10 protein-coding genes are annotated in these 11,688 nt (G+C 32.2%); 5 read left to right on the forward strand and 5 right to left on the reverse strand.

Going from position 1 to position 11,688, the window contains the following annotated elements; all coding sequences use genetic code 11:
- The first annotated feature begins 43 nt into the window (after nt 1–43).
- Nucleotides 44–1,594, forward strand: coding sequence for a glycoside hydrolase family 2 protein (locus HXZ69_RS04805; RefSeq protein WP_286495237.1), 1,551 nt, complete (start codon nt 44–46; stop codon nt 1,592–1,594).
- A 65-nt stretch (nt 1,595–1,659) separates the two neighbouring features.
- On the opposite strand, the gene HXZ69_RS04810 is transcribed toward HXZ69_RS04805, so the two are convergent.
- Nucleotides 1,660–2,631, reverse strand: a complete 972-nt coding sequence (locus tag HXZ69_RS04810) for an N-acetylornithine carbamoyltransferase (protein ID WP_286495216.1) — start codon at nt 2,629–2,631, stop codon at nt 1,660–1,662.
- 86 nt (nt 2,632–2,717) lie between these two features.
- A complete protein-coding gene (locus HXZ69_RS04815) occupies nt 2,718–3,599 on the reverse strand; it encodes a DUF72 domain-containing protein (RefSeq protein WP_286495217.1) in 882 nt (293 codons plus the stop codon).
- Nucleotides 3,600–3,779: 180 nt separating this feature from the next.
- Here HXZ69_RS04815 and htpG point away from each other — a divergent pair, with 180 nt between their 5' ends.
- Nucleotides 3,780–5,657, forward strand: coding sequence for a molecular chaperone HtpG (htpG, locus tag HXZ69_RS04820; protein WP_286495218.1), 1,878 nt, complete (start codon nt 3,780–3,782; stop codon nt 5,655–5,657).
- Between the two features lie 639 nt (nt 5,658–6,296).
- On the opposite strand, the gene HXZ69_RS04825 is transcribed toward htpG, so the two are convergent.
- The 3 genes from HXZ69_RS04825 to HXZ69_RS04835 are packed head-to-tail and all read right to left on the reverse strand — an operon-like array spanning nt 6,297 to nt 9,850.
- A complete protein-coding gene (locus HXZ69_RS04825) occupies nt 6,297–7,067 on the reverse strand; it encodes a succinate dehydrogenase/fumarate reductase iron-sulfur subunit (protein ID WP_038337216.1) in 771 nt (256 codons plus the stop codon).
- 60 nt (nt 7,068–7,127) lie between these two features.
- The gene (locus HXZ69_RS04830) at nt 7,128–9,140 is read right to left on the reverse strand and encodes a fumarate reductase/succinate dehydrogenase flavoprotein subunit (RefSeq protein WP_286495219.1); all 2,013 of its coding nucleotides are present in this window, start codon (nt 9,138–9,140) and stop codon (nt 7,128–7,130) included.
- 17 nt (nt 9,141–9,157) lie between these two features.
- A complete protein-coding gene (locus tag HXZ69_RS04835; protein ID WP_286495220.1) occupies nt 9,158–9,850 on the reverse strand; it encodes a succinate dehydrogenase cytochrome b subunit in 693 nt (230 codons plus the stop codon).
- Nucleotides 9,851–10,176: 326 nt separating this feature from the next.
- Between HXZ69_RS04835 and HXZ69_RS04840 the strand changes: the two genes are divergently transcribed.
- The 3 genes from HXZ69_RS04840 to HXZ69_RS04850 all read left to right on the forward strand — a co-directional run bounded on the left by HXZ69_RS04840 (nt 10,177) and on the right by HXZ69_RS04850 (nt 11,651).
- On the forward strand, nt 10,177–10,677 hold the full coding sequence (locus tag HXZ69_RS04840) for an RNA polymerase sigma factor (RefSeq protein ID WP_038337221.1): 501 nt from the start codon (nt 10,177–10,179) through the stop codon (nt 10,675–10,677).
- Nucleotides 10,677–11,318: a DUF8845 family protein gene (locus HXZ69_RS04845; protein ID WP_286495221.1), complete on the forward strand. Its 642-nt coding sequence runs from the start codon at nt 10,677–10,679 to the stop codon at nt 11,316–11,318. The genes HXZ69_RS04840 and HXZ69_RS04845 overlap by 1 nt, the downstream gene beginning before the upstream one ends.
- A 66-nt stretch (nt 11,319–11,384) precedes the next feature.
- The gene (locus HXZ69_RS04850) at nt 11,385–11,651 is read left to right on the forward strand and encodes a hypothetical protein (RefSeq protein ID WP_148098210.1); all 267 of its coding nucleotides are present in this window, start codon (nt 11,385–11,387) and stop codon (nt 11,649–11,651) included.
- The last annotated feature ends 37 nt before the right edge of the window (nt 11,652–11,688 follow it).

Genomic DNA, 11,688 nt, shown 5'->3' on the forward strand with positions numbered 1-11,688 from the left:
TATCAATATTGCTGTAAATGATTTTGCTTCGGCTGGAATTTTTATTTCTCAGAAAAATGTTAGTAAAAAATCGGCTGATATTCATCTTAAAGTCAAAGTTGATAATAAATCAGCTCAAACAAATAACATCGAAATTTTCACTTCGATCATCGATCATAACAATAAAACTGTAAAGTCTATCAGCACTCCTTACACTCTATCACCACAAGGAAGACAAGAAATTATTCAAGATATTAAGGTTAATAATCCACATTTATGGAATGGATTAGAAGATCCATATTTATATAAAGTAGTGACACAAATCAAACAAAATAATCAAGTTTTAGATGAAGTAACACAACCTTTGGGTATTCGTAAATTTGAACTAAAAGCGAACGAAGGTTTCTTCTTAAACGACAAAAAATATCCGCTTTATGGCGTGACAAGACATCAAGATCGCTGGGGAAAAGGTTCGGCTTTATCAAATGAAGATCACGATGAAGATTTAGCAATTATAAAAGAAATTGGTGCAACTTCTATTCGATTAGCTCATTACCAACAATCTGATTATTTTTACTCGAAATGTGATAGTCTAGGATTGATTGTTTGGGCAGAAATTCCGTTTGTGAATCAGGTTACAACCTTGGAAGAAAATAATGCAATGCAACAATTAAAAGAGTTGATTCGTCAAAATTACAATCATCCATCTATTTACACTTGGGGATTACACAATGAAGTTTATTCGCCAAATAATTACACCATCGAATTGACAACAAAGCTAAATGACTTAGCTAAAACAGAAGATTCTGATCGTTATACAGTACAAGTAAGTGGTTATAATGTGGTCGATCATCCAGTTAATAATAATGCGGATATACAAGGAATTAATCATTATTTTGGATGGTACAATGGCGAAGTAGAAAATTTGACAGACAAAGAAGATGTTGAAACTTGGGCGAATGAAATTTCGAAAAAATTCAAAGATTACAAAATCATTTTCTCTGAATATGGCGCAGAAGCAAAACCTGAAGATCAAGTTGAAGTTGCTGGGAACTATGGAAATCAATGGAGTGATCCTGCATTTTTTCCAGAAGAATTTGCAACTAAATTTCATATTGTTCATTGGGCAACAATAGAAAAACATCCAATATTTTTGGGATCTTATGTTTGGAATACTTTCGATTTTGCAACGCCTATTACACGATTAAATGTTAATCCAAGAAATTTCAAAGGTTTGGTTTCGTTTGATCGAAAAATTAAAAAAGATCCTTTTTATTGGTATAAAGCAAATTGGAGCAAAGAACCTGTTGTTTATTTAACGCAACGTAGAATGGTAAATAGAGGAAATGAATTTACAACTGTTACAATCTTCTCTAATCAAGGAACGCCAACGTTAACTGTAAATGGTAAAAAGATTGAAAATGTAAAAAATGGCTATAATAAGATTCATTTCGTTGCTGAAAATGTTCAATTGCAAAAAGGTGAAAACATAATCATTGCAGAAACTAATCTTAATGGAAAAACCATTTCAGATAAGATTATTTGGAACTATGATTCAAAATATAAAACTTCTCAAAAAGAAGCCACTACGAAAGATATTCATGTTGGACTTTAGTGAGAAATAATATCATTAAAAAAGGCTTAAAAATTAATTTTTAAGCCTTTTTTAATTGTAGTTTACTACTTATTTTTCAAAATCTCGTGAAAAACGGTTTGAGCTGAGAAAATTCGGTTCGTTGCTTCATCAATTACGATAGAACGATCAGAATCTAAAACTTCATCAGATACTACTACATTGCGACGAACTGGTAAACAATGCATAAATTTTCCGTTATTTGTCAAATTCATTTTATCCATTGTCACTTCCCAATCCTTATCACCATCATTCGGTTGACCATAATTTTCATAAGAAGACCAGTTTTTTGCATAGACAAAATCAGCATCTTTCAACGCTTCATCTTGATCATAAGCAATCGTTGCTCCATTAGTAAATTTTGGATCTAACTCCAAACCTTTTGGTTGTACAACTGTAAAATCTACCCAATCTACCTTAGAAAACCATTGCGCAAAAGAATTCGGAACAGCTTGTGGCAAACGACGTGGATGCGGCGCCCAAGTCATCACAACTTTCACTTTCTTTTCAGGTTTTGTCCCAGGCGTATAACCCGTTTTTTCTGCAATTGTAATTAAATCAGCAAAAGACTGTAATGGATGTAAAGTTGCACTTTCCAAAGAGACAACAGGAACAGAAGATAATTCTTTTACTTTATTGAACATGATTTCGTTATAATCTTCATCACGATCTACTAATTTCGGAAAAGTACGAACGCCTAAAACATCACAATACGCACTCATTACCTGAATTGCTTCTTTGATATGTTCTTGCGTATCTCCGTTCATCACAGCACCATCAGCCATTTCCAATGTCCAAGAATCTGCTCCAGCATTCAAAACCCAAGCATTTGCTCCAAGATTATAAGCCGCTTTAATAGAGCTTAGACGTGTACGTAAACTTGGATTAAAAAATATTAAACCAATTGTTTTGTTTTTACCAACCTCTTGTTGAGCAAAAGGATTTGCTTTAATTTCTAAGGCTATTTTTAGTAATTCGTCGATGTTTTCTACATCATTAACCGAAGTAAATTGTTTCATAATTGAGAAGAATCTTTTGTTTTATTTGTTCTGCAAAATTAGTTGAAACAATCGAGGTTTAAAGAATTATTTTTTCTAATTTTCACTTAAAACAACGTCAATTCATCTTGCGGACTACGAATATCTAAATCTAAATCATTGTTTAATTTCTTAATAAAATATTTGGCTAACATTGGCGATTCTAACTCTAAATTTTGATGAATAAAGAAATACAATTTCTGCAAACCTTCTGCTTTCCAAAGTTTAATTGTTTCAATCCATTCATCCAAACGCTCGTAATCAGATGGAATATTTGCTCCAACAAAACGCACAAAAGCTTCATTCGAAGTCAATCGCATATGCACCATATCTCTCCTACCCGCTGTATCAACAATAATATTTGAAATGTTATGCTTTTCTAATAACGAAACCAATCGATTAAAATTTTCTTCGTTCGAAAACCAATCTTCATGACGAAGTTCTACAGCTAACGGATAACCTTTCGGAAAATTTTGAATGAAATTTTCTAATTTTTCAAAATCTTTTGGAGCAAAATTTTCGTGCATTTGTAAGAAAATCATTCCTAATTTTTCTTCAAATAACGCAACTGCATCCAAATATTGATTCAATTTATCTGTCACATTTTGCAATCGTCCATAATGACTAATACTTTGTGGAATTTTCGGGAAAAATTTAAAATCTTTTGGAGTTTTATTTACCCAAGTTTCGACATTTTCTTTACTTGGCGAACGATAATATGTCGCATTTAACTCGATACTATTAAATTGCGTTGAATAATAACTCAATTCATCTTTTGTTTTAGGCGGATAAAAATTCTTCAAATCTTGCTTATTCCATTTTGCACAGCCTACATATACTTCGAAATTATCTGATTTATCAACTTTATTCAACAAATCAATCGTTTCTTTTGGCGTTTTTGGCAATGTAAAATCAACCAATTCTGGGTTTTCTACTTTTCCGAATTTCATCTTTCTAAATTTGAACGAAAATTAAGCAATTATAAGCAGTTCTCATGATCTATTTTACGACAAAATGTCAGAAAAATTTCATTTGGAATATCTTTTGAAATTTACATTCCGTCTACAAATCTCATGATTTAGACTATTTACAAGAAAAACTAATTATTAAAAATAAAAAATACAATAACGATGAATAAAGGAAATATTAATGTTTCGGTAGAGAATATCTTTCCATTAATTAAGAAGTTTTTATACAGCGATCACGAAATCTTTTTGCGTGAGTTGATTTCGAATGCTTCTGACGCAACCCTGAAATTAAAGCATTTAACAAGTATTGGTGATGCAAAAGTAGAATACGGAAATCCAAAAATTGAAGTAAAAATCAATAAAGACGATAATACTTTACATATTATTGACCAAGGTTTGGGAATGACAGCTGATGAAGTTGAAAAATACATCAATCAAGTTGCTTTTTCTGGTGCAGAAGAATTTATTAATCAACACCAAGATGCAGACGGAATTATCGGACATTTTGGTTTAGGTTTTTATTCTGCATTTATGGTTGCGGATAAAGTAGAAATCATTACAAAATCATACAAAGACGAGCCAGCAGTTCATTGGACATGTGATGGTTCTCCTGAATTTACCTTAGAAAATTCGGATAAAACCGAGCGTGGAACTGAAATCGTTTTACACATTGCTGAAGATTCGAAAGAGTTTTTAGACGAATGGAAAATCCGTGAATTATTGAATAAATACAATAAATTCATGCCAATTCCGATCAAATTTGGAACGAAAAAAGAAACACTTCCTTTACCAGAAGGTGCTGCTGAAGATGCTAAACCAGAGGAAATCGAAGTTGATGATATTATCAATAATACAAATCCGGCTTGGACAAAAGCGCCATCAGAATTGTCTGACGAAGATTATCAAAATTTCTACAGAGAATTGTATCCAATGCAATTCGAAGAACCTTTATTCCATATTCACTTAAATGTTGATTATCCATTTAATTTGACTGGAATTTTATTCTTCCCAAAATTAGGAAACAACATCAATATTGATAAAGATCGTATTCAATTATACCAAAATCAAGTATTTGTAACAGACGAAGTGAAAGGAATTGTTCCTGATTTCTTGATGTTATTACGTGGTGTGATAGATTCTCCAGATATTCCATTGAATGTTTCGCGTTCGTACTTACAAGCTGATGGAGCTGTGAAGAAAATTTCGGCACATATTACGAAAAAAGTGGCGGATAAAATGTCTTCATTAATGAATCAAAATCGTGAAGATTACGAGCAAAAATGGAACGATATTAAAGTTGTAATTGAATATGGAATGATTTCGGAAGATAAATTCTTCGAAAAATCTGACAAATTTGCATTGTATCCAACAGTTGATGGTAAATATTTTACTTGGGATGAATTAAATACTGCGATTAAAGACAATCAAACCAACAAAGACGGAAAATTAGTAATTCTTTATGCGTCTGATGTTGATGGACAAGATCAATACATACAAATTGCGAAAGAAAAAGGTTACGAAGTAATTTTATTAGATTCTCCTATTTCTTCTCACTTGATTCAGAAGTTAGAATCTACAAAAGAAAATGTAACATTTGTTCGTGTTGATGCGGATCATATCAATAATTTGATTGAAAAAGATGAAGTTAAAATTTCCAAATTATCTGATGATGATAAAGAAAAATTGAAAACTGAAATCACAGAATCAATCAACAATAAATCATATACAATTCAATTAGAAGATTTATCTGGAACAGATGCACCTTTCATCATTACGCAATCAGAATTTATGCGTCGTATGAAAGATATGCAAGCTTCTGGCGGAGCTGGGATGTTTGGAATGGGTAATTTCCCTGAAATGTATAATGTTGTTGTGAATGCAAACTCGGATTTAGCAACAGAAATTTTAGCTAAAGATTCGAAAGAAGAAAAAGAAGCGTTGATTAATCAAGCATTAGATCTAGCAAAATTATCGCAAGGTTTGTTAAAAGGTAAAGAATTAACAAATTTTATCAATAGAAGTTTTAAGAACATTAAATAATCTCAGAACACTATATTTTAGTAATCTTAAACTTAAAATCCAGCACATAATGTGCTGGATTTTTTATTTCTAAATAGATTTATTGATGTGTTAAACTTTTAAAATTAATCTGAAATAATTTGCAAAACATGATTTTTGTCATTAATTTTACATCAAGGAATTAATAATTATTCGTTCAGGACTTCAAAATACTTTAGTTGTTTTGAAACAGAACATTAAAATTAATAGTTGTTTTTCCACAAAATAACGAAATTTTTAAGCCGACAGAGAATTTTCATAATAAGGTGAAAATTAATTCAAATCATTATCAAAAATTTCGGGAAGGATTTCAAGAAATTGAAATCCTTTTTTCCCTAGACGTTCTTTTTAAATCGATTTTGCTCATAGTTATTGCATAGGATTAATAGTCTCTCATATATGAGTACATTTCATTTATTATTTACAATAGATATTTGTTCTATTTATAAAAATTCTTTTTTATAATCATTTAAAAAGAACAAGTTACAATGGACTTATTCAGAAGAAAGAATTTGACATTGGGAAGGATTTCAAGAGATTGAAATCCTTTTTTTTTTGCAATTATTATAACAAAAAAAGAGCGACAAACATGTCGCTCTTTTAATATATATCAGAATGTTATTATTCTTGTGATACAATTTTTGCAGATAAATACTCACGGTTCATACGTGCAATGTTATCTAAAGAAATTCCTTTTGGACATTCGATTTCACAAGCTCCTGTATTTGTACAGTTACCAAAACCTTCTAAATCCATTTGTGCAACCATTTTTTGAGCACGACGAGCAGCTTCTACTTGTCCTTGTGGTAACAATGCGAATTGAGAAACTTTAGCTCCTACGAATAACATTGCAGATCCATTTTTACAAGTTGCAACACAAGCTCCACAACCAATACATGTTGCAGCGTCGAACGCTTCATCTGCATGCATTTTGTTTACTGGAATATTGTTTGCATCTACTGTACGTCCTGATGTATTTACAGAGATGTAACCACCAGCTTGTTGGATACGGTCGAAAGATGAACGGTCTACAATTAAATCTTTGATTACTGGGAATGCAGCAGATCTCCATGGTTCGATGTAAATCGTTTCACCATCTTTGAACATACGCATATGTAATTGACAAGTTGTAACACCTCTATCTGGTCCGTGCGCTTCTCCATTGATGAATAAAGAACACATACCACAAATACCTTCACGACAGTCGTGGTCGAATGCAACTGGCTCTTTTCCTTCCTCTATTAATTGCTCGTTTAATAAATCAAGCATTTCTAAGAAAGAAGAATCAGTAGAAACATCTTTTAAGGAATATGTTTCCATTTTTCCTTGAGCATTAGCGTTTTTTTGACGCCAAATTTTCAGCGTGATGCTGATTGTTTTTGATGATGCCATAATTCTATATGATATTTTGACATTTTGCTTGAAGGTTTGTTATCAAGCAAAATGATTTTATTATTTATAACTACGAGTTTTAAGCTCGATATATTTGTAATTTAATTCCTCTTTGTGTAAAACCTCAGTGTTGATATCATCACCTTTATATTCCCAAGCGGCAACATAAGTATAATTTTCATCATCACGCATTGCTTCACCTTCTTCTGTTTGGTACTCCTCACGGAAGTGACCACCACAAGACTCATTACGGTTAAGAGCGTCAATTGCCATTAACTGTCCTAATTCTAAGAAGTCAGCTACACGTCCAGCTTTCTCTAACTCAGTGTTCATTTCGTTAGCATCACCAGGAACTTTTACATCACGGTAGAATTCTTCACGTAAAGCAGCAATTTCAGCAATCGCTTCTTTTAAACCTTGAGCATTACGAGCCATACCTACTTTGTTCCACATAATATTTCCTAAACGTTTGTGGAAACTATCTACAGTTTTAGTTCCTTTATTGCTTAAGAAATGTTGAATTTGGTCTTTAACAGCCTTTTCAGCTTCATCAAATTCTGGCGTATTTGTAGGAATTTTACCTGTACGAATATCTGCTGATAAATAATCTGCAATTGTATAAGGTAATACGAAATAACCATCTGCTAAACCTTGCATTAATGCAGAAGCTCCTAAACGGTTAGCTCCGTGATCAGAGAAGTTAGCTTCTCCTACTACGAAACATCCAGGAATTGTTGATTGTAAGTTGTAGTCAACCCAAACACCACCCATTGTGTAGTGAATTGCTGGATAGATACGCATTGGATTTTCGTATGGATTCTCATCTGTAATTTTCCAATACATTTGGAATAAGTTTCCATATTTCTCTTCAATCCATTTTTTACCTAATTTCTCGATTTCAGCATCTGATGGATTTTGATCTCCGTTTGCGAAAGCAACCTCACGACCTTTTTTCTTGATCTCATCTGTAAAATCTAAATAAACTCCTTCTCCAGTTTCATTTGCTTCAATACCATAACCAGCATCACAACGCTCTTTTGCAGCACGAGATGCAACGTCACGAGGAACTAAGTTACCAAATGCAGGATAACGTCTTTCTAAGTAGTAATCTCTGTCTTCTTCTTTGATATCAACTGCTTTTTTCTTACCAGCACGGATTGCTTCAGCATCTTCTTTCTTTTTAGGAACCCAGATACGACCAGAGTTACGTAAAGATTCAGACATTAAAGTCAATTTAGATTGATTTGTTCCGTGGATTGGAATACAAGTTGGGTGAATTTGTACATAACAAGGGTTAGCAAAATAAGCACCTTTTTTGTGAATTTTCCATGCTGAAGTTACGTTAGAACCCATTGCATTAGAAGATAAGAAATATACGTTTCCGTAACCACCAGTAGCAATAACTACTGCGTGAGCAGAATGTCTTTCGATTTCACCTGTAATTAAATTACGAGCGATAATACCACGAGCTTTACCATCTACAAGAACAATATCTAACATTTCGTGACGGTTGTACATTTGGATGTGCCCTAAGTGGATTTGCTGATTCATTGCTGAATAAGCTCCTAATAATAATTGTTGCCCTGTTTGACCTTTCGCATAGAAAGTACGAGATACTTGTACCCCACCAAAAGAACGATTATCTAATAACCCACCGTAATCACGTGCAAAAGGAACCCCTTGCATTACACATTGGTCGATAATATTACCAGAAACCTCCGCTAAACGATAAACGTTAGACTCACGAGCGCGGTAATCACCACCTTTGATTGTATCGTAAAATAAACGATAGATAGAGTCGTTATCTCCTTTATAATTTTTAGCAGCATTAATACCCCCTTGTGCAGCAATAGAGTGAGCACGACGAGGTGAATCTTGGTAACAGAAAGCTTTTACTTTATATCCTAACTCTGCTAAAGTAGCAGCTGCAGAACCACCAGCTAAACCAGTACCTACAACAATAACATCAATTTTATCACGGTTATTTGGAGCCACTAAGTTTAGGTGTGCTTTGTGTTCGCTCCATTGTTGTGCGATATCTCCTTCTGGAGATTTTGAATCTAATATACTCATTTCTTGATATTATTTAATTATTTAACAAAAAAATGGTAAACAGCGATGATAATGAAACCTGCTGGAATTAAAATTGAATACCATTTCCCGAAAGCAACAATTACTGGAGTGTATTTGTTGTGTCTTGCACCAATAGATTGGAATGCTGATGCAAATCCATGTTGTAAGTGTAATGATAAAAATACAAATGCAACAATGTAAATTACTAATCTTACAAAACTTAAAGCACCTTCTAATGTGAAAACGTGGTTTAAGTGATCCATAAAGTAATTTCCTTGAGCAAACTCAGGATTTGGAACAATGTAGTGATCAGTAATTGTAGGAACCCAAAAGTCATACAAGTGTAATAATAAGAAAATTAAAATTACAGATCCAGAAACTAACATGTTTCTTGACATCCAAGAAGCATTTGCAGCACCATTATACTTTTGGTAAGCAACTGGTCCACGCGCTTTCTTGTTTTGCGCTTCTAATACAAACCCCATTACAAAGTGGTATACAACACCAATTAATAAAATAGGCTGCATTAAATATTGGATAAAAGGGTTATCACTCATGAAAGCCGAAACTTCATTGAACCCATTCGGATTAATAACAGATAATGCATTAATCACGAAATGTTGTAACAAGAACACGATCAAAAATAACGCTGAAAGCGCCATCGCGAACTTCTTACCAATCGACGATTTTAGTAATGATTCATTTGCCATAAAGCAATTCGTTTAATTTTTTAGATATTTCCACAAATTTAATCATCCCATTGCTCTAATCACAATGAATTATATCATTTCGTTAACAGATTTCAATAGTTTAGAATCATTCTTAGTTAATTAAGACATTTTTAACAATTTTTCTAAATTTTTATTGCTTAATAAATAATTAATTTCTATACTTGCAGTAGAAAAGTAGAACAACTTTTCATAGGTTTAAGTTAGTTAGGTTAATCCTCTTATATTTCTATAAGAGGATTTTTTATTTTTTTAGTAGTAACATTATTCTTTTTTTTACTACAAATAAAGAGCAACAGAATAATAGTTTGAATAATAAAGCAAAAATATTTACCGAATTAGTCGAGAAAAATCAGGGAATTATCCATAAGGTTTGTCGTATTTACACAGACGACAAGGATTCTCATGACGATTTATTTCAGGAAATTGTATTGCAATTATGGCGTTCTTACGATTCCTTCAAGGGAGATTCAAAATTTAGTACGTGGATGTATCGTGTTAGCTTAAACACAGCAATTACATTAATCAGAAAAAAAACAAAATCCAGTGAAACTGATTTTAATGAAGCTCAATTTTTAAACTTAAAATCAGACGACAAAGACGAATTTTTAGAAGAGCGTATCACACTTTTATACGCGGCAATTAGATTATTAAACGACGTAGAACGTGCATTGGTACTGCTATTTTTGGAAGACTTACCTTACAAAGACATTGCCGAAACTTTAGGAATTTCGGAAGTAAATGCACGAGTAAAGATGAACAGAGTGAAGATAAAATTAAAAGAAATAATGTCTAAAATGGAACAATAATGGAGTTAGATGACTTAAAATCAATTTGGGGTTCCATAAAGGAAGAAGAAAAGTTTGATCAAAATCAAATTTTTCAAATGTTGAAGAAAAAATCATCAACAACAATAAAATGGTTATTTATATTCACTTTTTTCGAATTTATCCTTTTTCTTGTCTACAATTTATATGTTTTAATTTCAGGAAAAAATTTTTTTAATAACGAAGTCAAAACATTAGTCGAAGAAAAAACAATTAACAATTACGAGATCGCTTCGGTTTTTAGTATTGTGATTACGTTTGGATTTTTGGTGATGGCTTATCGTTATTTAAAAAAAATAGATCTTAATCAATCTGTGGTCGATTTGATGAAAAACATTATTTCATTTCGTCGATTGGTGAACTTGTTTATTCTTTTCACCGTTTTAAGTTTAATTGTTTCTTCTGCCCCATTCTATTACGAATTAGGCCAATCTATTTATTTGGCAAAACACGCTCATGATATACAGCCAATTGTGAATAATGCTGCTGTTTATGGTTGGATTGCAATAATAACTGCTGTTGCTTTTATTGTGATTATAGGAACGGTTTATTATGGGATTATTTATTTTTTATTTTTAAGAAAACTTCAACAAAACATGAAAGAGTTGAAAGAAATGAAATAAAATCTTATTTTTGTAAACTGAATGAAAAAATTTATCCAATATCTTATGCTAACGATTTCACTGTTTATGACAGTGTATCAGTCTGCGCATATATTGGATCATGCTCTAAATAAAGAGCACAAAGAGCTGAAAGACAAATTCTCTAACGTACACGATCATAGCTGTACAATTTGCCATTTCAATCAACATTTTATAGAAAATGATTCAGAAATTGAGTTATTTGAATGGTCACAATCATTTATCCAAAAAGATAAAACACTTTACACAACTCGTGTAAAACAAGCTGTATTACTTACTCAAAAAAGTCTTCGAGCACCGCCCTACGCAATTTAATTTCAGAAAAAACCACCTTATTTTTTTAACGTTATTA

Source organism: Empedobacter sp. R132-2 (assembly GCF_030324375.1).
In the GTDB taxonomy this organism is placed as follows: Bacteria; Bacteroidota; Bacteroidia; order Flavobacteriales; family Weeksellaceae; genus Empedobacter; species Empedobacter falsenii_B.

Excerpts from the sequence above, each read along its gene's own strand:
- htpG (WP_286495218.1), top strand. The coding sequence starts at position 3,780 with ATGAATAAAGGAAATATTAATGTTTCGGTAGAGAATATCTTTCCATTA.
- HXZ69_RS04850 (WP_148098210.1), top strand. The coding sequence starts at position 11,385 with ATGACAGTGTATCAGTCTGCGCATATATTGGATCATGCTCTAAATAAA.
- HXZ69_RS04815 (WP_286495217.1), bottom strand. The coding sequence starts at position 3,599 with ATGAAATTCGGAAAAGTAGAAAACCCAGAATTGGTTGATTTTACATTG.
- HXZ69_RS04835 (WP_286495220.1), bottom strand. The coding sequence starts at position 9,850 with ATGGCAAATGAATCATTACTAAAATCGTCGATTGGTAAGAAGTTCGCG.
- HXZ69_RS04810 (WP_286495216.1), bottom strand. The coding sequence starts at position 2,631 with ATGAAACAATTTACTTCGGTTAATGATGTAGAAAACATCGACGAATTA.
- HXZ69_RS04825 (WP_038337216.1), bottom strand. The coding sequence starts at position 7,067 with ATGGCATCATCAAAAACAATCAGCATCACGCTGAAAATTTGGCGTCAA.
- HXZ69_RS04845 (WP_286495221.1), top strand. The coding sequence starts at position 10,677 with ATGGAGTTAGATGACTTAAAATCAATTTGGGGTTCCATAAAGGAAGAA.
- HXZ69_RS04830 (WP_286495219.1), bottom strand. The coding sequence starts at position 9,140 with ATGAGTATATTAGATTCAAAATCTCCAGAAGGAGATATCGCACAACAA.